Below are 23,195 nucleotides of genomic sequence, written 5' to 3' on the forward strand. Positions count from 1 at the left end.
CCACCCAGCGTTCGCCCGAGTGCCGGAGAGAGCGCGAGGCGGAGTCGGCCAGGAGACACCTTCTCCAGCACCACCGTCCGCGTACCGCGCGGCGGCTCGGTCGCTACACTGTACAGCGAAAGGCGCCGTCCGGCGCTGGAACCCGACCAGCTCGGTGGAGACGATGCGATGCGGACTATCAGCGGATTCCTCCTCGATGTCGACGGTGTCCTGCACATCGATGGCCAACCGATCCCCGGAGCGGCCGAGGCGCTGCTGGAGCTGCGCCGACGGGGTATCCCCTTCGTCCTCCTCACCAACACCACGATCCGGACGCGCCGACAGCTCGGTGCCCTTCTCCGCGAACTCGGTTTCCCGGTGGCCGATGACGAGATCGTGACGGCCGGCGCAGCGACCGCAGCCTACCTGCGTGCCCACCATCCTGGCGAGCCCTGCTACCTCCTGGTCGATGGCGACGTGCAGGAAGAGTTCGCCGGTATCCCGCTGGTCGAGGACGACACCGCGACCGTTGTCGTCTTCGGTGGCGCTGGTCCCGTTTACAGCTACGATCGCCTCAACCGCGCGTTCCGCTCGTTGTTGCGCGGCGCCCACTTCGTCGCCATGCACCGGAACCTGGTCTGGGACCGCCGCGATGGCCCGGCACTCGATACCGGCGCCTTTTTGCTCGGGCTGGAAGCCGCACTCGGGCGACAGGCGCACCTCGTCGGCAAGCCATCGCTCGACTTCTTCCGAGCCGGCTTGGAGCGCCTCGGTCTCCCAGCGGAGCGCGTGGCCGTGGTCGGCGATAGCCTCGCTGCCGATATCCTCCCGGCTCGCCAGCTCGGGATGACTGGTGTGCTCGTCCAGACCGGGCGCTTCCGCCCCAGCGACCTGGAACTGGGGCAGCCGGACGCACTGCTTCCTTCCATCGCTGACCTGCCCAGCTGGCTCAGCCGGGCATCCTGAGGTGCATGGCCCTCTGATCGCTGCCGCTCGGAACGACGCTCCCTCCCGAGGATCGCGGCACAGCGCGCACGAGCCTCAGGCGCCCGCTGCTGTCGCGCTGCGGAGCGCACGGATTTGCTCGGCCGCCCGCAGTCCGCTCTCGATCGCCCCGTGCACCGTCGACGGTCGCGTGACGTTCGTATGCTCGCCAGCGAACACGAGCCGCTCGCCGATCGGTTGGCCGAAGCGCGCCCGCAATCCTGCCCCACCGGGCGGGACGAGCGAGTAGCCACCGCGGCACCAGGGATCGCGCGTCCAGTCGATCACCTGCGCTCGTCGCACGCTGCCGGTGAGGTCCTGCCCCAGCACTGCTCCGAGCGCCTGAACCACCTCGCGCACAGCCTGCTCCACCGACAGCGCACCGAGCCGGGACGCATCCCGCCCGCCGGTCAGCAAGCTGAAGACCGGCTCCGGTCGGGCGAAACCGAGTCCCGGCCGTTCCCAGATGCCGTGCGGGGTGGTCACGAAGAGACACCCGATCTCCGGGCCCCACGGATCGTGCGTGAACTCGACGACGATCTTGAGCGAGCGCCCAGGGAGGAGCCGGTCGATCGCTTCCTCGAGCGGTTCGGGAAGCGCCGGGGCGAATTCGATCGCGCCTGCCTGCAACACCCCGAGCGGGAGCGCAACGATCGCCCACCGGCCACGATGCTCACCGTCCGAGGCCCAGACCCGTACTCCCTCGTTCCCCCATTCCACCCGGCTCACGACCGCGCCGAGCCGGATCACCGAACCGAGTTCCTCCGCGATGCACCGAGCGAGCGCGTGCTGCCCTTCGGCGATCCGCCAATTGCGCCAGCCATCGCCCTCGTACGTCGCCTCGACCTCGCCAGCCACACCGATCTCTGCCAGATCCGCCGACCAACCGATCGCTGCCAGCGTTTCCCAGAGTTCCCACAGCTCCGGGGCGATCGTGATCCCCTGCCGCGACGCCCACCAGCGGAGCGCTGTCGCTAGATCGGTGTCCGGTTCGCCGGACGCGAACCACGCGTCCGCAGCCTGACTCAGTGGTGCGAAGATCGCCTCGCCGACCGGTCGTGACAGTTCACCGGAGGGCAGGATGCGGCCGTTCGCTCCGACGAAACGCCGGTCTTGGCTCGGATCGTCGATCGCTCGCAGCCCGAACCTCTGGAGGAATCGCCACGTGATCACGCGATCACCGTGGATGAATTCCGCACCCAGCTCGACCGGAAACGGCCCATACTCGTCGCTCGTCCAGAGTCGCCCGCCGACTCGGTCACGCGCCTCCAGCAGTTCGACCGGTACGCCGGCTCGGTGCAGCTCCCAGGCAGCGACCAGACCCGCGATCCCGCCGCCGAGAACGAGCACGCGATCCTCGCGCATCGGCTCGCCCACCACACTCCTCCTTCCGCACACCGCTCGTGCGGTCCGTCCCGCCTCGTCAGTGTGGTGCGAGCACCTCGCTCTCGGCAACCTCCCGACCCGCCCGACCGAGCGTCCCGAGCGCCAGCAGCATCACCACGATCGGCCCGCTCAGCCACATCAGCAAGCCACCGAACGCCTGGTCAGCCAGCAACCGCTCCATCGGCGTGCCGGCCACCGCGAGGTAGCGATGATAGAGCACGCTGGGCCAAAAGGTGACCGATGCACCGAGCACTCCGCCCTGCACGCCGTACAGGATCAGGTAGAGCGCTCGTCCACCGTCCGTCCGGAAACGCCCGGTCACTGGTGGCGCGCCGATGAGCGGCCACCAGTACAGCAACGCCCCCAAGAAAAAGGTGAAATGCTCCAGATCGTGGAGCCACCGCCGGGTGAGGACCGCATCGTAGAGCGGCGGATAATGCCAGAGCCACAGCGAAAGGATGCCTGCCGCGAGCGCCACCACCGGCCGCGTCGCCCAGCGGAGCAGGCGTTCCCCGAGTGCACCGTGCCGCAGAAGAGCGGCCACTCCCACACGCAGCCGTGTCGGCAATGCCCAGAGGAACACCGGGTACGGCCAGCCTTGGAGCAGGACCGGCGCAGCGTAGAGGAGGAGCAAATGCTGCACCATGTGCCACGAGAAAAAGAGACCGCCCAAATCGTCCAGCGGCGAGAGCAGAGCCAGTGCCAGCATCGCCGTGCCGATCCCCCATGCGAGAGCGCGCGGGGCCAGACGCCAGCCCCGCGGCCAGCGCACCGCCAGTCGCATCATGCCCACTATGTAGCCAGCCAGTAACCAACTCAGGACTACGACGACTGGGACACGCCAGGTCCAGCTGCGGGGATCGAGCCAAGCCGCGAGCGGCAGCCAGACGAGCGGTTCCGGCAAGCTACTCATCGCTCACCGTGTGTCCAAACCAGCGGGAGACCGGTGAAGAGCGCCCCACCGATCACGTTTCCCAGAGTGGATGGCACCTGGTTCCACACCAGCCAGGTGCCAACCCCGATCGGCGCTCCCGCCAGCATGCCAGCTGGAACGACGAAGAGATTGACGATCGAATGTTCGTAACCGAGCCCGAAGAAAGTCATGATCGGTAACCACATCGCCGCGATCTTGCCACTCGTCGACCGCGAGACGAAAGCGAGGGCCGTGCCGACCGTCACCAGCCAGTTGGCGAGAATCCCCTTGGTGAGCACCGTCAACCAGCCCGACGGCCCTAGCTCGCGGTAGGCCACGGTCTTGCTCGCAGCCACAAGGCGCAGCTGCTCGCCGAGCGGGCCGGCCTCGTGACTCCACCACCCCGTCAGACTGGCAAGAGCGAGTACCGCGAAGCCGATGGCGCCGAGGCAATTCCCCAGATAGACCCACCACCAGTTGCGCACCACCGCTGTGGCCGTGATCCGTCGCCGGTACCAGGCAGCAGGCAGCAGCGCGAAGTTGCCAGTGGCGAGCTCCAAACCGAGTAAGACCAACGTGCAGAAACCGACCGGGAAGACGACCGCACCGACCAGTCGCGGCAGCCCCTGCGCCCAAGCCGTCATGGCCAGGAGCGTCGCCGCACCGAGCAGAGCGCCGCTGACAGCGCCACGAGCCAGGAGGGTCGCGATCGGAAGACGCGCCTTCTTCTCTGCTGCCTCGAGCATCAGCGCGACGAGCACTGGTGGCGGGACGCTCTCGCTGTGCTCCTCGACCTGCCCTTCCTGGCGCTCCGCCATCTCGCGCATGGCCTCCTCCCCGCCCCCCGCAGACCATGACGCTCCCTCGTGTGCAGCCCAGCGTGGTCAGCCTCCCTGTCGCTCAGTCGTCCCCGGTCGGCTCGGCGACCGGCAGCCGCCAAGCGGCCGGCACGCTCCGCAACGCCATGAGCAAGAGTCCACCGAAGGCGATCACCAGCAGGAGGACGAACGGTACCGCTGCCTGCGCCAACCCTTGCCATTCAGGCAGATGCACCGCGAACCGGCGCGGCACGCTCTGTAGCCCGGAGAGGAAGAAAGCCAAGACGAAGCCACCGGCACCGATCGCGTAGAGCCAGGCCAATCGACGAGCTAGCGCCGAGCTCGCCCACCCCTCGACACCGCTCAGCCGGTGGAAGAAATACGCCCAGGTATAGCCGGCCGCGCCGAAAAGGTAGTACGAGTGGAAGTGCGCCGGGACCCAGAGCGTGTTGTGCATCACGTTGTTGATGGCGATCGTCCCGTCGATGACCGCTGCCATCCCCCCGACCGTCCAACCCCACAGACCAGCCAAGATGAAGATGACCGGGGCCGACCAGCGCACCCGCGACCCATAGAGGAGCCCGAGACTCCCCACGATCGTCACGAAGAAGGCCGGTACACCGACCGCATAGGAGCCGAACTGCCCGACGAGATGGAGCGGAAGAGGCTGCGCGAAGTCCTGGTAGAGATGATGGAAGTACGGCAAGAGGACGAGAACGATGACCAGGTTGAAGGCCAGCGCGACCGGAAAGCTCATCTTGAACGCGCGTCCGGTATAGGCACCGAGCGTCGCGTACACGAGCGCGACGGCCAGATAGATGTTCAAGTTCACGAGCGTGTGCCCGAAAAGGAAGAGCATGTTCTTCGCAAAGAGCACGTCGAACCCACTCACCAGCCCCAGTAACTGCGCGAAGATCGGCACCAGGTACACGACACCCGCCAGCACAGCGATCACCCCGTCGATCGCCACGACCGTGGCTGCCAGCTCCGGCCCAGTCGGAATCGGCTGCTCCGCTCCAACCGGACGACGGAACAGCACCGGCCAAGCGAGCGCACTCGTGAGTCCGCCGAAGGCTCGTCGCGCGCCGACCAGCACTGCTGAGCACCACAGCAAAAAGGCCACTGCTACCAGCGTATAGCCGAGCAGGAACGCCCACGTCGCGCTGACCGGCCAGTCACCGCGTACCGGCAAGGGATAGGTCGTCGTCCAGCCGGCCGCGAACCCACCGACCAGCGTCGCCAACACGACGAGCCCAGATCCGAGGAAATACACCACGTAGGCGCTCCACAGGAGGCGCGGGCTCAGTCGAATCCGGGCAGCGATCACCTGGGAAACGCCTCCCAAGGAAGCCAAAAGGACACCCGCCACCATGCCAGCCCCGTGCAAGGTCATGATGCGGTAGAACCAGCGCGGTCCGAGATCGATCCAACCCGCGTGGTTGAGGCGCATCAGGAGACCGAGCAGACCCATCAGCAAGAAGACCGCGAATCCTGTCACCATGTAGGCGAGCGCTGCCTGCTCGACCGACCGCCGCGCCGCGAGGCCGTTGCGGGCATTGCCAACCATGGCCTATCCCCCTCTCATTGCACGGTGAACTGTGCCTGCATCAGGTGATGCCCGGTCGCGCAGAACTCCAAGCAGCGGATCGTGTAGACCCCAGGTTGGTCGAAGCGGAAGAGCAGCCGGTTCGTATAACCCGGCATCGCTTGGACTTGCGTCACGATCCGCCCATCCGGTGCATAGATGCCGAACCCATGATTGACGTCCAGCGCAGTGACTCGGAACTCGACGACTTGTCCACGCGGGATCGTCGTCCGACTCAGCTCCCAGGCCCACATGCGACCAGTCACGTCCACCGTGACCGACGGTTCCCCCAGTCGCTGTGCCCGCGAACCGGCGTACGGCAAGAAGAGCAGCGAGACGAGAAAGACGATCGCCAAAAGGGCAACGACCAGCGGCGCACCCGCTCGGCGGACCCGACTGACCACCGCAGCTACCCGCTCGTAGGGCACTGCTTGTCCGCTGCGCGTCGCGACCCACCACAGCACACCAGTCCACGCGATCGTCAGGAGAAGAAAGAGCACCCCGACACCGACCTGCATCGTGCCCCTCCTCTTGCCCGCTCACCTCGTCACGCGCGCCTCTGTTCTGTCGTTTCCATACACTGTTGGTTAACGACCATAGTAGCACGAAACCCGTCAGGTTTCCAGCACTTTTCCGTCGAGTTTCGGTCTCCGATCGTGCGCGGACCCCAGCCCGGGTTGCCGCACGAACGGGTTCGACGAGCCCGCACGTGGAACCGCGCGACTCGGCACCTGTTCTCGAGCAGCGCTGGCTCGGCGACGATCGCCGAGCAGGCGCGAGTGCCGCGCTCGCCCGCTGTCTCACCGGGGTCTTCTCCTCACGAGGAGAGAGCGAACACTGTCTTGGAGACAGGGTCCAAGACGTTCTGACCAGAGGCAGAACTGGTCAGCATTCGGGCAGCCGGCCGCTCGCTGGTTCGCCGAAGCGCGCAGCACGACGCGACCGAGACGGCGCGCCGACGATTGTGCCGCTCCGGCACGTCGAGCGACAGGAACAGCCTCGCGCGGCAAAGCAGCGCGCTTCTGTCGCTCCCGTCGCTCGCGGAGCACCGCGCGTTCAGCCGAGGTAGCGTCGCATCCGGTCGATCGCCTCGAGCAAGTTCTCCAGCGAGTTGGCGAACGACAGCCGGAGATATCCCTCACCGTAGCGACCGAACGCGGTTCCGGCCAGCACGGCGACCCCCGCCTGCTCCAGCAGCGCTCGGGCCAGTTCGCTGGCCGATCGACCAGTCCCCGTCACGTTGGGAAACACGTAGAACGCACCCGCTGGCACCGCACAGCGGACTCCCGGCAAGCTGTTCAAGCCAGCCACGACCGCATCGCGTCGCCGCCGGAACTCAGCGACCATCCGATCGACCGCATCCTGCGGACCCCGCAGTGCCGCCAACCCCGCCCGCTGCGTAAAGCCAGGGACGCAGGAGTGGCAATTGACCGCCAGGCGCACCAGGTGCTCGGCCAGCCAACGCGGGGCTACCCCGTAGCCGAGCCGCCAGCCGGTCATGGCATAGGTCTTGGAAAAACCGTCCAGGATCACCGTCCGCTCGGCCATGCCCGGCAGGCTGGCGATACTCGGTGCCTCGACGTCGTACACGATGCGTCGGTAGATCTCGTCGGAAAGCACGAGGAAGCCGTACTCCTGGGCCAAGCGCGCCAACTCCTCGAGCACCTCGCGCCCGATGACCGCACCGGTCGGATTGTGCGGCGAATTCACGATCACCAGCCGCGTGCGCTTCGTCACCAGCCGACGCAGCTCGTCCGGATCGAAGGCGAAACCGAGCTCCTCGCGGAGCGGCAAGGGAACCGGCGTCGCCCCCGCGAAGCGGATCACCGACTCGTAGATCGGAAAACCCGGATCCGGATAGATGACCTCAGCACCCTCCTCGGCGAGCGCCAGGATGGTGAAGAACATGATCGGCTTGCCGCCTGGCGTGACCACGACGCGATCGGGCTCGACCGGAATGCCGCGGGTCCGACTCACCTCCTCGGCGATCGCCGCGCGCAGCTCGGGGAGCCCAGCTGCTGGCGTGTAGTGGGTATCCCCGCCGCGCAAGGCCTCGATCGCCGCTTCCACGATATGCGGCGGCGTATCGAAGTCAGGTTCCCCAATCTCGAGATGGATGATCGAGCGTCCCTCCGCCTCCAACGCGCGCGCCCGCGCCAGCACTTCGAAGGCGCTCTCCGTCCCCAGCCGGCTCATCCGCTCCGCCAAAAGGTCCTGCAGCTGCACCGCTCGCCTCCACGCCTCGTCTCGTCCAACGTCTCGGGGCTGCACCGCTCCCTTCCCATCATCGCACGAAAGACCGAATCGAGCGAGTCGCCACACACGCGAGTTCGCGACCGCTTCGACCCGGCGCTCGACCGAGCGATGCTCCGCCCGGCGAATGCCTTCGCCGAGCCCCCACGCGCAACGTCGCGCGACCGCAGTGACCGTCGTCCCACGAACCCTGCGAGCCACGGATCGTCACGCGCCAGCGCGCGGTGTCGTGTGCTGCTGGCCGCACCGGCACCGCAACACTTGCCCAGCGGCGCCTCCTCGCGCATACTCGCTCCAGTGACGTGCTCGCCGCTGGCCCATGGCCGGCTGGGCGGAACGGTGGGAGGAGACAGGATGCGCCGCGACCTCGTTCTCGCATTGGTCGTCCCGATTCTCTCGGTAGCCATCGCAGTCGCGCTCGTCGTCGCGATCGGTGAAACCTTGCTCTTCGTCCGCGAGATGACCCACGATCGCTGGCCACCGGTCTTCGTCGGTACCGCGATCATGATCGTCTTCACGCTCCTGGCCTGGTTCCTCGCTCGCCGGCCAGCATCCTCGCGCTGACGGTCGCTTCTGACCAGCGCGAGCCAACCGGTCACTCCTGACCGTCCGGCCGAGTGCGCGAGATTCTGGCGTTCGCCCATCGGTTCGGGGCGGGATGGCGTTTCTCGGGTGAAGCTGCCGGATCGAGTAGGCTCGCCCCTTCCGCTCGGTTCCCGGCCACCGTTGGAGAGCGTGCTACCCGACCAGGGCCCCATGCTCGAGAGCAGGCGGCCCATCGGCGCCCCGCTGCTTCCCGCCCGTGCCAGGCTGGCACGTGACGCGTATGCTAGACAGCGCATGTATCGCGCTGATGTCGGGCTTGCGGGAAGGTCAGGGGAATGGGATCGACGCGACGAGCCATCCAGCGCCGAGCGCCGGCGACCAACGAGGCATCGTCCGACGGTTTGGTCCCCTCGCGTCGTCAGTACCTGCGCCTCAAGGCACACTATCCCCATGCCATCTTGCTCTATCGACTCGGCGACTTCTACGAAGCGTTCGACGAGGATGCCCGCATCGTCGCCCGCGACGCCCGCGTCACCCTCACCTCGCGCTCGTTCGGCCGCAACGGTCGGGTACCGATGGCTGGCATCCCGCACCACGCGTTGAACCACTATCTGGCACGCCTCTTGGCAGCGGGACATACCGTCGCGATCGCCGAGCAGGTCAGCGAGCCAGGCAAGGGGCTGGTCGAGCGCGCAGTCACGCGGGTCCTCACCCCAGGGACGGTCGCCGAGGCCGCGTTGCTGCCCGCGACCGAGAATCGCTACCTCGCAGCGGTCGCCTGGCTTCCCGAGCGAACCGGGCTCGCCTGGGTCGACGTGAGTACCGGCGAGTTCGCCGTTCTCGAACTGAACGGAGCGGAGCGCGACCTGCTGCTGGCCGAGGAGTACGCGCGACTCGCACCCGCCGAAACGCTCGTCCCCGACAACGCCGACATTCCTCTACCGCCCGGCGGGCGCTTGACCCGGCTCGAGCACTGGCATTTCGAGCCGGAACGAGCTGCCCAGCGCCTGCGGGCTCTCTTCGGGACGCGCTCGCTCGCCCCCTTCGGCTGCGAACATCTTCCCGCCGCTCTCGCCGCCGCGGGCGCCATCGTGGTCTACCTGGAGCGCACCAATCCAGCGTTGCTCTCGCTCCTGACCAGTCTCCGGACCGAAGTGCCAGCGCGTCGCGTCGGGCTCGATGCTGCCACGCGACGCAATCTGGAACTCACGCGCAGCCTGGGTACCGGTGGCACGCGCGGCAGCCTGCTCGGCGTGCTCGACCGCACGGTGACTCCGATGGGTGCCCGCACCCTGCGCCGCCTGGTCAGCGAGCCCCTCCGCGACCTGGACGAGCTCCGCCGACGCCAACGGATCGTCGGCGCGCTCCGGGCAACCCCCGAACTCCGTTCCCGCTTGGGGACGATCCTCCTGGCCACTGGTGACCTCGAGCGCTTGACCAGCAAGATCGTCCAGGGCTCGGCGACCATCCGCGATTTCGCGTCACTTCGCCAAGCGTTGGCGACTGCCGAGGCCCTCCGCGGCGTCCTCCAGGCCAGCGGTGAGCTAGCTCTGCAGCACTTCGCCGACGACTACATCCCCTGCCCAGAACTCGCCGCACTCCTGGAACGAGCGCTGATCGAAGACGGCGATGGTCCTCGCCTCCGACCAGGCTTTTGCCCGGAACTCGATGCCACGCTCGCGTCGGTCGAGGAAACGCGCCGCTTCTTGGCTACGCTCGAACAGCGTGAGCGCGAGCGGACCGGTATCCGCTCTCTCAAAGTCGGCTACAACAAAGTCTTCGGCTACTATATCGAGGTGACGCGGCCGCATCTCGGCCGGGTGCCGCCTGACTACGTCCGCAAGCAGACCGTCGCCACCGGTGAGCGCTTCATCACACCCGAACTCAAAGAGGCCGAGGCGCGTCTGCTCGCCGCCGAGGCCCAAATCGCCGAACTCGAGCGCGCCGCACTGGCACGCTTGACCCGCGAAGTCACTGCGCGCGCCCACGAACTCTTGCGACTCGCTCGCTGGATCGCTTGGCTCGATGCCTTCCGCTCCCTCGCCGAAGTCGCTGCCCAGTATGACTGGACCTGCCCCGAACTGGACGAATCGGACACGATTCTGATCGAGGGTGGGCGTCACCCCGTCGTCGAAGCGTTGCTGGATGGGCAACCGTTCGTCCCCAACGATTGCCAGCTCGGCGGTGATGGACCACGTCTCCTCTTGGTGACCGGACCGAACATGGGCGGCAAGAGCACCTACCTCCGGCAAGTCGCCTCGATCGTGCTCTTGGCGCAGATCGGTTCTTTCGTCCCCGCAGTCCGCGCGCACATCGGACTCGTCGATCGCATCTTCTGTCGCGTCGGTGCGCACGACGATCTGCCTGGTGGGCAGAGCACCTTCATGGTCGAAATGGTGGAAACGGCCACCATTCTCCGCCAAGCCACCCAGCGCAGCCTGGTGATCCTCGACGAAGTCGGGCGGGGCACCGCCACCCAGGACGGACTCGCCATCGCCCGGGCTGTGCTGGAAGACCTGCACGATCGGGTCAGGGCTCGCACGCTTTTTGCCACCCACTTCCTCGAGTTGACAGCGCTGGAAACCGAACTGCCAGGTGTCGCCAACGTCCATGTCGCGGCGATGGAGCAGGACGGGCGCGTGGTCTTCCTCTATCGCGTTCGACCCGGTGCGGCCGATCGGGCCTACGGCATCCACGTGGCCCGGCTGGCCGGCCTCCCTCCCTGGGTGGCGGAGCGAGCCGAGCGCTTGCTGGTCGACCGGTTCGCTTGTGCGTCGGCCGCGCCTCGCTCCGAACCAGCGGAGCAGGTGCACGCGCTGACCGCCGGCCCGCATCAGCTCGCGCTTCCCGGCTTCCCCACTCGTCGCACTGCCGCTGAGGAACTGGCTCGCGCGCTGCTCGAGCTCGATCTCGCCAATCTCACGCCGCGCCAAGCGCTGGACTGGCTCTTCGAGCAACGGGCCAAGCTAGGCGGGGCATAGTCGACCGAGTGGAGCCGTCCGATGCACGTCGCGCGTCCCCCGCGTCGCCCGATCCGCGTCCTTCCGCCGAACGTCGCCGCACGCATCGCTGCTGGTGAGGTGATCGAGCGACCGGCCTCGGTCGTCAAGGAACTCGTCGAGAACGCGCTCGATGCGGGTGCATCCCGGATCCGCATCAGTGTGCGCGGCGGCGGCCTGCACGAGATCCGCGTGAGCGACGACGGCTGTGGCATCCCAGCGGATGAACTGCCGCTCGCGCTCCAACGGCACGCCACCAGCAAGCTCGCCGAAGATGACCTCGAGCGGATCGAGACGCTCGGTTTCCGGGGCGAAGCGCTCCCCAGTATCGCGGCTGTCGCCGAGCTGACCATCGCCAGCGCGACCAGCGATGCGCCGGTCGGACGGCAGCTCACGGTCCGCGATGGCCGTATCCTGGCCGATGAGCCGGTCGCGCACCCACCGGGAACGACGGTCACGGTCCGCCACCTCTTCGAGAACCTCCCAGCGCGCCTGGCTCACGTGCGCAACACACGCGCCGAGACAGCCGAGATCGCTCGCGTCGTCCAGCGCCTAGCCATCGCTGCCCCGCATGTCCGCTTCACGCTCCGTTTCGAGGATCGGCTCGTTCTCCAGACCACCGGTTCGGGTGACACGCGGGTCGTTCTCAGCGAGCTGTACGGACCGGCGCTCGCCTCTTCGCTGTTGCCGTTCGGTCCACTCGAGATCGGCGATTGCTCGTGCTGCGGGTTCGTCAGCAGTCCCGACCTCACGCGCTCGAGTCGCCGCCATCTGCATGTCGTCGTGAACGGTCGTTGGGCACAGCCCCGCACCGTGCTCGCGCTCCTCGAGGCCGCCTACCGGCCCCTCCTGCCACGCGGCCGGCACCCTATCCTGCTGCTCGTCATCACGGCCGACCCCGCCGTGGTCGACGTGAACATCCATCCGGCCAAACTGGAGGTCCGCCTCCGGGCCGAACGCGAGCTGGGACACGCCATCGCCGAAGAAGTGCGGAGCGTCCTCGCCCGCACACCGCGTCGCTTCACCTTCCTCGATGCTGCTCCGGCCATCGATCCCCTGCGGGCGGCCATCGCGGAGACACCGCGCCCGTACGACCGCTCGGAAACCGAGGAGCCGATCCTCACCCCCGCCTTTCCGCCGCTGCGACTGATCGGCCAGGTACGAGAGCGTTTGCTTCTCCTGGAAGGCCCGGGCATGCTCTTGCTCGTCGACCAGCACCGCGCCCACGAGCGGGTGCTCTATGAACGACTTGCGGCCACTCATCCCGGCGCCGAGGATACGGTACTGCTTCCGGAGCCGCTCGTGATCGACGTGCGGCCAGCCTACCGCGACCGCTTCGCGCGCTGGCTCGAGGAGCTCGCCGCCTATGGTTTCCAGGCCGAACCGTTCGGCCCGCGCTCGTTCCTCTTGCGCACCGTCCCGCTGCTCCCCGGTATCGTGGCTGGACAGCCGGAACTGCAGGAACTCGGTCAACCAGCAGCGCTCGCTGCGGCCCTCTTGGCCCTGCTCGAGGAATCCGAGGACGCCTGGGACGACGCGAGCTGGCGCGATCGCCTGCTCATCCAGCTCGCTTGTCGGTTGGCTGTCCGACGTGGGCGACCGTTAACTCGTCCGGCGATGCGCGCACTGGTGCAGGCATTGGGAACCACGAAGTCGCCGGCGATCTGTCCGCACGGCTCGCCCATCGTCCTCCGCGTGGACGACGAGACGCTCGCTCACCAGTTCGACTGGTGAGGGAGTCACGCACCAACCGTTGCCAGCCCCACCCCGGACGACCGCCGCGCCACGTGCATCCGGTCATCGGGCCGACTCGTCGTAGGCCCGGAACACCGCGACCGCGTTCTGCCCACCGAACCCGAAGGCGTTGGCGATGGCTACGCGTACCGGCATCCGCCGCGCGACGTTGGGAACGTAGTCGAGATCGCACTCGGGGTCCGGCTGCTCGAGATTGATGGTCGGCGGCACGATGCCGTCCCGGATCGCCAGCGCACATACCACGCCCGAAACCGCCCCAGCGGCACCCACCAGATGCCCGATCATGCTCTTGGGGGAGCTGATGGCGACCCGATAGGCATGGTCACCGAAGACCGCCTTGATCGCCTTGGTCTCGGTCACGTCGTTGAGCGGTGTCGAGGTGCCGTGCGCGCAGATGTAATCGACGTCTTCCGGGCGCATCCCCGCATCCCGCAGGGCCAGTCGCATCGCCCGCGCCGCTCCCAAACCATCCGGATCGGGCGCACTGATGTGGTAGGCGTCACCGGTAATCGCCCCACCGGCTAACTCGCAGTAGATCCGTGCACCGCGTCGCCGGGCATGCTCCTCGGTCTCCAAGACCATCACCGCACAGCCCTCACCGAAGACGAAGCCGTCCCGATCCTTGTCGAACGGCCGGCTGGCTCGCTGCGGCTCCTCGTTGCGCCGCGACAGCGCTCCCATGTTGGCGAACGCGGTCACGGCCACCGGCGTGAGCCCAGCCTCGGTGCCTCCGGCGATCATCACGTCAGCCTCACCGAGCCGGAGCATCCGGAGCGCATCGACGAAGGCCTGCGTTCCCGCGGCACAGGCCGCGACCGAGGACATGATCGGCCCCGTGATCCCGTAGACGATCGAGACCTGGCAAGCCGCCATATTGGGCGCGAACATCGGCACGAAGAACGGGCTGACCCGACTCGGGCCGCGCTGGTAGAACGTGACGACCTCGCGCTCCATCGTCTGGATACCACCGCCGCCGGTATTGATCATCACGCCGATCCGGTCGGCGTTCTCGCGCGTGATCTCCAATCCCGCATCGCGGATCGCCTCGCGGGCAGCTGCCACTGCGAACTGGGAGAAACGATCCATGCGGCGCGCTGCCTTGAAGTCCATGAAATCACGGGGATCGAACCCCTTGACCTCACCGGCGATCTGCACCTCCAGGTTGCTGGCATCGAAGTGCTGGATCCGATCGATCCCCGATTCGCCGGCCAGCACCCGGCGCCAGAACGTCGGCACATCCAGCCCGAGCGGTGTGATCGCCCCGAGCCCGGTCACGACCACGCGGTGCACACCGTCCTCCTCGTCCGTTGCTCACGACTCGAGACCGAGGTCACGCATCGAATAGGCTTCCACGTCACGCTGGATCTTCTTGACCAGTCCGGTCAGCACTTGTCCCGGGCCGACCTCCAAGAAGGTCGTCACGCCACGATTGGTCATCTCGCGCACGCTCGTCGTCCACTGCACGGGCTGCGCCACCTGACAGGCCAGCTCGCGCCGGATCTCTTCCACCGTGGAAAGGATGCGGCCGGTCACATTGGCCACGATCGGGATTTCGGGCTCCCGCAAGGGGATGCGCGCGAGCATCTCGGCCAAGGCGTGCGCGACCCGCTCCATGAGTGGGGAATGCGAAGCGACCGTGACGCCGAGTCGCACGACGCGCTTGGCACCTCTGCGCTGGGCCAGCGCCATCGCTCGCTGGAGCGCTCGCTCCTCACCGGAAATCACCAGCTGCCCGGGTGAATTGTCGTTCGCCACCACCACCAGCCCCAGGTCGCCTGCCTCGCGACAGACCTCCTCCAGCGCATCGCGCTCCAGTCCGATCACGGCCGCCATGCCGCCGGGACGCTCCTGACTCACTTCGCGCATCAAGCGGCCCCGCTCGCGGACGAGTCGCAGCGCGTCCTCGAAGTGCAGCGCGTTGGCCGCGACCAACGCGGTGAATTCGCCCAGGCTGTGCCCGGCCACGACGGCCGGCTGGAGCGAGGCCCCCAATTCGCGCAGCCGCTCGCGCAACGCTTCCAGGTAGGCCAAACTCACCGTCAAGATGGCCGGCTGGGCGTTCGCCGTATCGGCCAACTCCTCGGCCGGGCCCTCGAAGCACAGCCGGCGCAACGGAAGCCCCAGGATGTCCTCCGCTTGGGCGAAGATCCGCCGCGCCGCCTCAGAGAGCTGATGCACCCGTTGTCCCATACCGACGTGCTGGCTTCCCTGACCCGGGAAAAGCAAACCCACGCGCTTCTGCAAGAGCCGCCCGAGTTCCATCACCGCACCTCGCCCACCCGCTCTCCTCGCTGTTGCCGTATCGTAACACACGTGTCTCCGGGCTGTCGCACTAGACGTTGGTCCTTGTCTTCCGCCGCGACACTTCCCCCAGCCTTCGACACCGGATCAGCGACAGCCAGCGACCGGTGCAGGACACCGCACTCACCTGGTTCCTCCCATTCGTTCACCCACTCGGGCACCCCACGCTCGGCGGACGAGCCGCCACCGCGTACCGAACAGCCACGGGTTTTTCACCGTGCGTTCATCGAACCGTCCCAGGAGAGCGGTACCTGCCGTGTGACGACCGAAACGGACCCGAGGAAGGAGGATCGATATGGTGCGTCGTGCCGTCTTGCCACTCTCCCCGACGCTCGCTGCCTGGCTCGCCAAGTGCCAGTGGGCCTGCGAGAGCAAATGTTTCACCAAACCCGTCAACCCCAGCGAGAACCCGACCTTCGAGAACGTCCTCGCCCCGCGCTCGAGTCGCCGGAGCCTCCTCGGTGGGGCAGCCGCGGTGGCGCTGGTATTCCCCGCAGGCCGTCACGAGACAACTGAGGCGGGCCAGCGTGGTCATCTCACCTTCCGCCCGATCACGCTCGACACCCGGGACGAGGTCACCGTACCGGAAGGATACGAGAGTCGCGTCATCGTCCGCTGGGGCGATCCACTCCAGAGCTGGGGGCCAGAGTTCCGTTTCGGTGAGCAGTCTCCGGAAGCCCAAGCGCAGCAATTCGGCTACAACTGCGACTTCGTCGGCCTCTTCCTGCTCGGCGGGGCTGCTTCCGGTTCTCGCGGGCTGCTCGCCGTGAACCACGAGTACACGAACCCGAAACTGATGTTCCCCAGCTACCGCGAAGGTGATCCCGAAGCCTGGCAGGTGGCAGTCGAATTGGAAGCTCACGGTGTCACCATCGTCGAGGTTTTCCAGCACGGGCATGGTCAGTGGCACGATCGACCCGGCTCTCCCTTCAACCGGCACATCACCGGCACCACACGCCGTGAGCTGACCGGCCCCGCCGCTGGTTCCGATTGGCTGAAAACGAGCACGGACAGCACGGGCACCGTGCTCGACGGCACCCTCAACAATTGCGCCGGTGGCAAGACTCTTCGAGGAACGCTCCTGACCTGCGAGGAAAACTTCCACCAGTAATTCGGCAATCTCTCCGGGCTCGATTCGAGCGACCCCCGCTTTGCCGTCCACCGGCGATACGGTATTCCCACGGAAGCCTTCGAGCGTCGCTGGGAACGCTTCGACCGGCGCTTCGATGTGAGCCAGGAACCGAACGAGCCGTCCGCTTCGGCTGGGTGGTCGAGATCGATCCCTACGATCCCACGTTCGTCCCCAAGAAGTGCACGGCGCTCGGCCGCTTCGAGCACGAGGCGGCATCGGTCGTCATCGCTCGCGACGGGCGGGTGGTCGTCTATTCGGGCGACGACGAGCGCTTCGAGTACGTCTACAAGTTCGCCAGCGAGAGGCGCTGCGACCCACGCGCCCGCGGGGCCAACATCTCGTTGCTCGATTCCGGCACGCCCTATGTCGCTCGCTTCGACGCTGACGGCACCGGTGAGTGGCTCCCGCTCGTCGACGGCCAGGGGCCGCTGACCGAAGCCAACGGGTTCCGCTCCCGAGCCGACGTGCTCGTCAACACCCGCCGGGCTGCCGATCTTCTGGGCGCAACCGAGATGGATCGGCCGGAGGACGTCGAGACCGATCCCGTCAACGGCCGCGTCTACATCGTCTGCACCAACAACACGCGCCGCAACTGGAACCAGATCGATTCCGCCAATCCGCGCGGCAACAATCGCCACGGCCACATCATCGAGCTGATCGAGGACGGCAACCCCACCGCGACGCGCTCCTACTGGAAGAGCTTCCTGCTCTGCGGTGACCCAGCCGATCCGGACGACAGCGTCTTCGCGGCCAGCTTCGACCCGAACCTCATCAGCCCGATTTCCTGCCCGAACAACCTCGCCTTCGACGCCTGGGGCAACATGTGGATCGCCACCGACGGTCAGCCCGGCACCTTCCGCCGCAAGGACGGGATCGACGCGGTTCCGACGAGCGGCGACGAGCGTGGATTCGTGCGCATGTTCCTGAGCGGACCTCACGGCTGCGAAATCTGCGGTCCCGAGTTCGCACCCGACTACCAGACGCTCTTCTGCGCTATCCAGCACCCCGGCGAGCGTAGCTCGCTCGCTGCACCACTCTCCAGCTGGCCGGACGGCACCATTCCACGCCCCAGCGTCATGGCCGTCTGGAAGCGCACCGGAGATCCCCGGATCGGGAGCTGACTCCGAGCGGGCCGGGTGGAATCGACCGTTCCGACCCGGCCCGCATCGGCTCACTTCCACCTCAATCGAAGCGGAACGGCGAGACGCTCACCCCGTAATCGTACGCGTCGACGCCCTCGACGCGCTTGAGCCCGTTCACCACGAGATACGTCAGCGGTGTCGCCAGTGCCTCGTAGGCCGACTTCACCAGCCAGGCCGTCACCATCGTGCGCACGAGGTCCGCGCCGGCCACCGTCCCGACGAAGGCGACTGTCACGAAGACCAGCGAATCCAATCCTTGCCCGACCAGCGTCGAGCCGATCGTCCGCACCCAGAGGAACCGTCCATGCGTCAGGAGCTTGAGACGCGAGAGCACGGCAGCATTGGCGAACTCGCCCACCAGATAGGCGAGGAAGGAGGCCGCCAGGAGACGAGGCGTGTAGCCGAGGATCCGCTCGTAGGCCGCCTGCCCATCCCAGAACGGAGCAGCCGGCAAATACTGCGTCGCCGCGAAGGCCGCCACCGCCAAGAGATTGCACGCGAACCCGAGCCAGATCACCAAGCGGGCACGCCGATAGCCGTACACCTCGGTCAACACATCGCCGAAGATGTAGGCGAGCGGAAAGACCGTCACCGTCCCGGCTGGAACGTACAGCCCCCAGACATCGACGATCTTGACCGCGACGATGTTGGAGACGATCAGCGTGGTAACGAAAACCGCCGTGATGACGACGAACCACCGGCTGTACTGTCCGGGACCCAGCTCGACAGGGATATGTCGTGAACGCGCCCCCGCTTCGCGCCGCACCGCTCCGCCGCTCCTCCACCACTCTCCTTCACCGAATCAGCGCGGCCCGCGAGGCGCTCGCCCCGCGGACCGCTCGTCGTCCCCCTCGGTCCCTCAGTCGTCCCCAGCTGCGACCGGCTGTTCACCCAGGACCTCGCGGATCTTCTCCGGTCCGACCGTCTCCTCAGCGATCAGGAGGTCAGCCAACCGATCCAACTCTTCCCGGTGCTCGTGCAGGATCCGCTCGGCCCGCTCCATCGCCTCGTGAAGCAGCCGCTGCACCGCTCGGTCTGCCTGATCCAGCGTGCTCGTGCCGATACTGTGATCCTGGACGATCTCGCGCCCCAAAAAGACGTGCTGTTCACCCAACCCGAGGTAGATGGGTCCGAGCTCCTCGCTCATCCCCCACAGACCGACCATCCGACGAGCGAGCTGGGTCGCCTCCTTCAGGTCGTTCTGCGCTCCAGTCGTCACCTCGTGGAACACCAACTGCTCGGCGGCACGTCCCCCCAAGAGCACCGCCAGACGTCCCAAGAGCTGGTTCCGCGTGTAGTTGAAGCGATCCTCCTCGGGCGCCTGGACCGTCACCCCCAACGCCCGTCCCCTCGGCACGATACTGATCTTGCGCAAGGGGTCCGAGCCAGGGGTGAAGTAGGCGACCACCGCGTGTCCCGCCTCGTGATAGGCCACCAAGCGCCGCTCCTCCTCGCTCATCAGGAGCGAGCGCGTGGTCCCCAGCAGCATCTTGTCCAGTGCTTCCTCGAAATCGGAGCGGTCCACGACCTGCTTCCCGCGACGCGCTGCGACCAGTGCCGCCTCGTTCACCAGGTTGGCCAGGTCCGCTCCGGAAAACCCCGGCGTCACCGCGGCCAGCCCGTCCAGATCGACGTCGGGTGCGATCGGGATACCGCGCGTGTGGATGCCCAGGATCGCTGCCCGCCCCCGTTTGTCCGGCAGCCCGACCACGACCTGGCGATCGAACCGCCCCGGTCGCAGCAGCGCCGGATCCAGCACGTCCGGCCGGTTGGTGGCCGCGATGACCACCACATCGGTGTGGGCTTCGAACCCGTCCATCTCCACCAGGAGCTGGTTCAGCGTCTGCTCCCGCTCGTCGTTCCCCACACCCAAGCCAGCGAACCGTTGCCGCCCCACGGCATCCAACTCGTCGATGAAGATGATGGCCGGTGCCTGCGCCTTGGCACGCTCGAACAGGTCACGGACGCGGCTCGCGCCGACCCCCACGAACATCTCGACGAACTCCGAGGCGCTCACGCTGAAGAACGGCACACCCGCCTCCCCGGCCACCGCCCGCGCCAGGAGCGTCTTCCCTGTACCGGGCGGGCCGACCAAGAGCACGCCGCGCGGCAAACGCGCCCCGATCCGATGGTACTTGGCAGGGTTCTTCAGGAAATCGACCACTTGCGCGAGCTCTGCCTTGGCCTCTTCTTCCCCCGCCACGTCCGCGAAGGTCACTTGCGGACGTTCGACGTCGTAGACCCGTGCCCGCGACCGCCCGAAGCTAAAGACGTTCTGTTGCCCTCGACTGAGATTCCGCCCCAACAGGAACAAGAGACCGATCAGGAACACGAACGGCAGGACACTCAACAGCAGACCGGGAAACGAGGCACCACCGGACGGCTGTACCTTCACTAACACGTTGTGCTGCTGGAGAAAAGCCGTCACCTCGGACTGCGTATTCTCCGGGATCACCGTGCGGAAGCGCGTTACCGAACGGACCTGAGCAGGGTCCACCGTATCGGGCAACGGCTCACCCGGCAGATAGACGATACCATTGGCCACCCGCAGTGGCTGGGTGAACTGACCATCGACCGTCTGCCCGGACAACGTCACCGTCGAGACCAGCCCCTTCTCGACCGCCGCGACGAAACTGGAATAGGCGATCTCCGATTGCGGCCCGCTCCGTTCCGGGCGGAACACAGCGTACAGGTTGTAGAACAGGATCAGCCCGACGATGATCCACAGCAGGCCGAAGCGCGAGCCGAAGATCCCGCGCAGGACTTTCCCGACCGGATTCGCGGAGCGTTCGCGCTGATCGCGCGGTGTGCGGTTGCGCTCATCCATACTCGATCCCTCGATGCGACGAGCCAGGCGCTTGCTGCAGCCTCGGCCGATTCTTTTCGATTGTACTCGCTCGATCGGAGACCCGTCCCAACGACGCACGAGGCAGCCGCGGAAAAGCCGGCTGCCTCGCACGTGAGGAGGAGATGAGACAGGTGTGCGATAGTGGGACCGGGTGCTTCTCGCTCACCCCGGCACTGGCAAGTATGCCACCAGGCGGGTAGCCGCGTCCAGCCACCGCTCGTGACGATCCGATGAACGCCCCGACCGCGTCTCCACAGCGACCGAGCAGGCAGGTCACCATCCGCCCGCAACCCATCATCCGGCAGGTGCGCGAGCAGTCACCCCTCCCACCGCCCGGATCCCGCTCGGCGAGTCACCCGCCTCGCCGCACCACGTGTCAACGTGGCCCCCGTCGTTCCCGACCCAGCGCACCCGCACCGTCCGGCCGACCCAGCCGCAGCCGAGGCCCCTTCTGGTGCTGACGCGCGACCGATTCACTCGCCGGGGCGCCGCTAGGCCAACCCACGCTCCCGCAAGTGCGCCAGCAGGCCAGCCAGATCGAAGTAGCAGGCCTGACGCACGATCAGTCCATCACGCACCGTGAAGAAGGCTGCCATCGGCTGCGTCACCCGGTCCCCCGCGTGCGTCGCCGTCGCCACCAACTCGACGGCGACCTCATCGCCGTCGGCCACCAGCGTCCGCACCGCGGCCCAGCTGTCCGGCCACGCAGCTTCGCTCGCCTCCAGGAAAGCTCGGAGGGCCTGCTTACCCCGGAATTCGCTGCCGGATGGACTCGGTCCTGGTGCCCACAGGACGATGTCGTCGGCACAGTAGCTGAGCGCTGTCTCCAGGTCTCCCCGATTCAGCGCTGCCAGCACTGCCCGCACGACTGCGACCGGATCGCTCGCCTGTCCGCCCGCCTTCATCCTTCGACCGGTTCGAATTCCACCGTCAGTGCGCCCGGTCGGAGCTCGACCGCCACGGGACGCAGCCCCGCACCGGCCAATCGCTCGTCCAACGCCGCTTGCAACCGGGCCGTCACGCTCTCGGCACCCATCCCGAGACCCAATGGCCCTTCGATCCGTCCATCCTCCAAAACCAGACGTCCGTCCCGGACAACCGGCCGCGCGCGATAGGTCGCTCCCAACCCGTAGATCCGCACGTGGAGAGCGATCCCGTCCGCGTCGATCTCGGCCTGCGGGTCACTGGCCGGGCGCAACTCGGCCGCGTACTCGGCCAGCCATCGGTCGAGTTCCCCTTCGGTGACGGTCACCCTTCGGTTACCGGCGACCGGCGACGTGCCCTGTCCGATAGGAACCGCCGGGGAGGGCACCGCCGCGACGCTGGACCTCGCTCCCTCGTCCTCGACCGGTGCGCGAACCGGCTCGCGCGTCAAGAAGGCAATCGCCGCCAGGACGACGACCAGCCCGACGACGAGCGTGGTGGAACAACCGAGCACGCGGCCACTCACCCCGCGGCGCTGGTACCGCCGGACCTGGCGCGGTCCTCTCGGGAGCTCCGGCTGACGCCGGAACGACCGTCCACAGGCGAGACACACTGGCCCCGGCGGCTGCTCCGCCCCACAGCTCGGACAATACATCCGCACGCGTCCTCACCACGCTCCCTGACCGCCGGGCAAGCATACCCCATCCCTCAACGGACGATGACGCGTCCCACCATCTCGGGGTGGAGCGTGCACTCGTATTCGTAGACCCCCGGCTCGCGGAGCGTGACCGAGTACGTGTCACCTGGGGCGAGGAGTTCGCTCTCGAAGGCGCGGTTCTTCGCCACCACCGTATGCGTCGTCGGCGAGACATTGCGCCAGACAACCACCGTGCCGGCGGCGACAGTAATCTCGACCGGCTGGAAACCGAAGTTCACCACCGCGATCTCCACCGTCCCTCCCTGCGCCACGGTCGGGATCGCCGTCGACGCAGCCGCTCCGGGCACCGGACTGAGAACTCCCGGCGCGCTCGGTGAGGCAGCAGCAGGGATCGGCACGCTCGTGCCGGACTGCGACCCATAGTCGTAGGGGCCGCCGTACTCCGAACCACTATCCCCACGAGGCATGCTGTCGCCGTTCGAACGCCCACCACACCCGATGGCCAGGAGCAAGACGAGAACAGCGACGATCGACCAGCGGCGACGCATCACTGAACCCCTTCTAGCGGCGGGCCAGCCGCAAACCGAACCCAACGGTGAGAGCGAAGAGACCTGACAGCAGCGCCGCTGCGATCAGCCAGCCCGGCAGCGCGCGCGGCCCTGCACCGGTGGCTGGCGCCACCTGGACCCGGATCTCACCGCATGCCACGTAGGTGCTGATCTCCTGCTGCGACTTGTGCACGTTGATCGCGAACTGACCAGCGAGGAGCTCAGCCAATGGCACATCGACGACCGTTTCCGATCGTCCATCCATGAGGCTCTGCAACGGATACCGTGGCTTCGGATTCAAGTTCGCGCACGTCCCCTCGTGGATGTGCGCCGGTTGTGCGACACCAGCTGGCGGGTTGGAGAGCGTCACCACCACCCGCGTCTGGTTCCCCACTGCGGTGAGCACCGCCGTACCCGATTGCCC

General features: G+C 67.2%; 20 protein-coding genes. 6 read left to right on the top strand and 14 right to left on the bottom strand.

The window, feature by feature from the left end; translation table 11 throughout:
- The first annotated feature begins 168 nt into the window (after positions 1-168).
- Entirely contained in the window at positions 169-945 is a 777-nt protein-coding gene (locus tag ACWIVK_RS02705; RefSeq protein WP_448575006.1) for an HAD-IIA family hydrolase, read from the top strand.
- Between the two features lie 75 nt (positions 946-1,020).
- Here the strand turns inward: ACWIVK_RS02705 and ACWIVK_RS02710 are convergent, their stop codons facing one another.
- From ACWIVK_RS02710 to ACWIVK_RS02735, 6 genes are all read right to left on the bottom strand, one after another.
- A complete protein-coding gene (locus ACWIVK_RS02710; protein ID WP_448575007.1) occupies positions 1,021-2,340 on the bottom strand; it encodes a flavin monoamine oxidase family protein in 1,320 nt (439 codons plus the stop codon).
- A gap of 46 nt (positions 2,341-2,386) precedes the next feature.
- On the bottom strand, positions 2,387-3,262 hold the full coding sequence (locus ACWIVK_RS02715; protein WP_448575008.1) for a cytochrome c oxidase assembly protein: 876 nt from the start codon (positions 3,260-3,262) through the stop codon (positions 2,387-2,389).
- On the bottom strand, positions 3,259-4,089 hold the full coding sequence (locus ACWIVK_RS02720; protein ID WP_448575009.1) for a formate/nitrite transporter family protein: 831 nt from the start codon (positions 4,087-4,089) through the stop codon (positions 3,259-3,261). Before ACWIVK_RS02720 ends, ACWIVK_RS02715 begins: the two co-directional genes overlap by 4 nt.
- A gap of 73 nt (positions 4,090-4,162) precedes the next feature.
- Positions 4,163-5,647 carry a cbb3-type cytochrome c oxidase subunit I gene (locus ACWIVK_RS02725; protein ID WP_448575010.1) on the bottom strand — a complete coding sequence of 495 codons (1,485 nt, stop codon included), beginning with the start codon at positions 5,645-5,647 and terminating at the stop codon, positions 4,163-4,165.
- Between the two features lie 14 nt (positions 5,648-5,661).
- On the bottom strand, positions 5,662-6,183 hold the full coding sequence (locus tag ACWIVK_RS02730) for a cytochrome c oxidase subunit II (protein WP_448575011.1): 522 nt from the start codon (positions 6,181-6,183) through the stop codon (positions 5,662-5,664).
- A gap of 538 nt (positions 6,184-6,721) precedes the next feature.
- Positions 6,722-7,885: a pyridoxal phosphate-dependent aminotransferase gene (locus tag ACWIVK_RS02735; RefSeq protein WP_448575027.1), complete on the bottom strand. Its 1,164-nt coding sequence runs from the start codon at positions 7,883-7,885 to the stop codon at positions 6,722-6,724.
- A gap of 387 nt (positions 7,886-8,272) precedes the next feature.
- On the opposite strand from ACWIVK_RS02735, the gene ACWIVK_RS02740 reads away from it, so the two are divergent.
- The 3 genes from ACWIVK_RS02740 (at position 8,273) to mutL (ending at position 13,197) form a co-directional block, all read left to right on the top strand.
- On the top strand, positions 8,273-8,482 hold the full coding sequence (locus ACWIVK_RS02740; protein WP_448575012.1) for a hypothetical protein: 210 nt from the start codon (positions 8,273-8,275) through the stop codon (positions 8,480-8,482).
- 317 nt (positions 8,483-8,799) lie between these two features.
- Positions 8,800-11,445, top strand: coding sequence for a DNA mismatch repair protein MutS (mutS, locus tag ACWIVK_RS02745; protein ID WP_448575013.1), 2,646 nt, complete (start codon positions 8,800-8,802; stop codon positions 11,443-11,445).
- 21 nt (positions 11,446-11,466) lie between these two features.
- The gene (gene mutL, locus ACWIVK_RS02750) at positions 11,467-13,197 is read left to right on the top strand and encodes a DNA mismatch repair endonuclease MutL (RefSeq protein WP_448575014.1); all 1,731 of its coding nucleotides are present in this window, start codon (positions 11,467-11,469) and stop codon (positions 13,195-13,197) included.
- A 63-nt stretch (positions 13,198-13,260) separates the two neighbouring features.
- Here the strand turns inward: mutL and fabF are convergent, their stop codons facing one another.
- Positions 13,261-14,508, bottom strand: a complete 1,248-nt coding sequence (gene fabF / locus ACWIVK_RS02755) for a beta-ketoacyl-ACP synthase II (RefSeq protein ID WP_448575015.1) — start codon at positions 14,506-14,508, stop codon at positions 13,261-13,263.
- Positions 14,509-14,529: 21 nt separating this feature from the next.
- On the bottom strand, positions 14,530-15,480 hold the full coding sequence (gene fabD, locus ACWIVK_RS02760; protein ID WP_448575016.1) for an ACP S-malonyltransferase: 951 nt from the start codon (positions 15,478-15,480) through the stop codon (positions 14,530-14,532).
- A gap of 334 nt (positions 15,481-15,814) precedes the next feature.
- Here fabD and ACWIVK_RS02765 point away from each other — a divergent pair, with 334 nt between their 5' ends.
- Together ACWIVK_RS02765 and ACWIVK_RS02770 are read left to right on the top strand one after the other, a co-directional pair.
- Positions 15,815-16,630, top strand: a complete 816-nt coding sequence (locus tag ACWIVK_RS02765; RefSeq protein WP_448575017.1) for a PhoX family protein — start codon at positions 15,815-15,817, stop codon at positions 16,628-16,630.
- Between the two features lie 155 nt (positions 16,631-16,785).
- Positions 16,786-17,772: a PhoX family protein gene (locus tag ACWIVK_RS02770; RefSeq protein ID WP_448575018.1), complete on the top strand. Its 987-nt coding sequence runs from the start codon at positions 16,786-16,788 to the stop codon at positions 17,770-17,772.
- Between the two features lie 61 nt (positions 17,773-17,833).
- On the opposite strand, the gene ACWIVK_RS02775 is transcribed toward ACWIVK_RS02770, so the two are convergent.
- From ACWIVK_RS02775 to ACWIVK_RS02800, 6 genes are all read right to left on the bottom strand, one after another.
- Complete coding sequence (locus tag ACWIVK_RS02775; protein ID WP_448575019.1) at positions 17,834-18,559, bottom strand: queuosine precursor transporter; 726 nt, start codon at positions 18,557-18,559, stop codon at positions 17,834-17,836.
- 93 nt (positions 18,560-18,652) lie between these two features.
- Positions 18,653-20,752, bottom strand: a complete 2,100-nt coding sequence (ftsH, locus tag ACWIVK_RS02780; protein WP_448575020.1) for an ATP-dependent zinc metalloprotease FtsH — start codon at positions 20,750-20,752, stop codon at positions 18,653-18,655.
- Between the two features lie 380 nt (positions 20,753-21,132).
- On the bottom strand, positions 21,133-21,546 hold the full coding sequence (locus ACWIVK_RS02785) for a nuclear transport factor 2 family protein (RefSeq protein ID WP_448575021.1): 414 nt from the start codon (positions 21,544-21,546) through the stop codon (positions 21,133-21,135).
- The gene (locus ACWIVK_RS02790) at positions 21,543-22,220 is read right to left on the bottom strand and encodes a hypothetical protein (protein WP_448575022.1); all 678 of its coding nucleotides are present in this window, start codon (positions 22,218-22,220) and stop codon (positions 21,543-21,545) included. Before ACWIVK_RS02790 ends, ACWIVK_RS02785 begins: the two co-directional genes overlap by 4 nt.
- Before the next feature lie 53 nt (positions 22,221-22,273).
- The gene (locus ACWIVK_RS02795; RefSeq protein WP_448575023.1) at positions 22,274-22,771 is read right to left on the bottom strand and encodes a cupredoxin domain-containing protein; all 498 of its coding nucleotides are present in this window, start codon (positions 22,769-22,771) and stop codon (positions 22,274-22,276) included.
- 13 nt (positions 22,772-22,784) lie between these two features.
- Positions 22,785-23,195: CHRD domain-containing protein (locus ACWIVK_RS02800; RefSeq protein ID WP_448575024.1), on the bottom strand; the 411-nt coding region annotated here is incomplete at its 5' end.

It is taken from the genome of Thermomicrobium sp. (genome assembly GCF_053493975.1).

Bases quoted from the DNA above. Each gene is read 5' to 3' on its own strand.
- ACWIVK_RS02785 (WP_448575021.1), bottom strand. From the start codon at position 21,546: ATGAAGGCGGGCGGACAGGCGAGCGATCCGGTCGCAGTCGTGCGGGCA.
- mutL (WP_448575014.1), top strand. From the start codon at position 11,467: ATGCACGTCGCGCGTCCCCCGCGTCGCCCGATCCGCGTCCTTCCGCCG.
- ACWIVK_RS02730 (WP_448575011.1), bottom strand. From the start codon at position 6,183: ATGCAGGTCGGTGTCGGGGTGCTCTTTCTTCTCCTGACGATCGCGTGG.
- ACWIVK_RS02795 (WP_448575023.1), bottom strand. From the start codon at position 22,771: ATGCGTCGCCGCTGGTCGATCGTCGCTGTTCTCGTCTTGCTCCTGGCC.
- ACWIVK_RS02725 (WP_448575010.1), bottom strand. From the start codon at position 5,647: ATGGTTGGCAATGCCCGCAACGGCCTCGCGGCGCGGCGGTCGGTCGAG.
- ACWIVK_RS02715 (WP_448575008.1), bottom strand. From the start codon at position 3,262: ATGAGTAGCTTGCCGGAACCGCTCGTCTGGCTGCCGCTCGCGGCTTGG.
- mutS (WP_448575013.1), top strand. From the start codon at position 8,800: ATGGGATCGACGCGACGAGCCATCCAGCGCCGAGCGCCGGCGACCAAC.
- ACWIVK_RS02765 (WP_448575017.1), top strand. From the start codon at position 15,815: ATGGTGCGTCGTGCCGTCTTGCCACTCTCCCCGACGCTCGCTGCCTGG.
- ACWIVK_RS02790 (WP_448575022.1), bottom strand. From the start codon at position 22,220: ATGTATTGTCCGAGCTGTGGGGCGGAGCAGCCGCCGGGGCCAGTGTGT.
- ACWIVK_RS02740 (WP_448575012.1), top strand. From the start codon at position 8,273: ATGCGCCGCGACCTCGTTCTCGCATTGGTCGTCCCGATTCTCTCGGTA.
- ACWIVK_RS02720 (WP_448575009.1), bottom strand. From the start codon at position 4,089: ATGCGCGAGATGGCGGAGCGCCAGGAAGGGCAGGTCGAGGAGCACAGC.
- fabD (WP_448575016.1), bottom strand. From the start codon at position 15,480: ATGGAACTCGGGCGGCTCTTGCAGAAGCGCGTGGGTTTGCTTTTCCCG.
- ACWIVK_RS02705 (WP_448575006.1), top strand. From the start codon at position 169: ATGCGGACTATCAGCGGATTCCTCCTCGATGTCGACGGTGTCCTGCAC.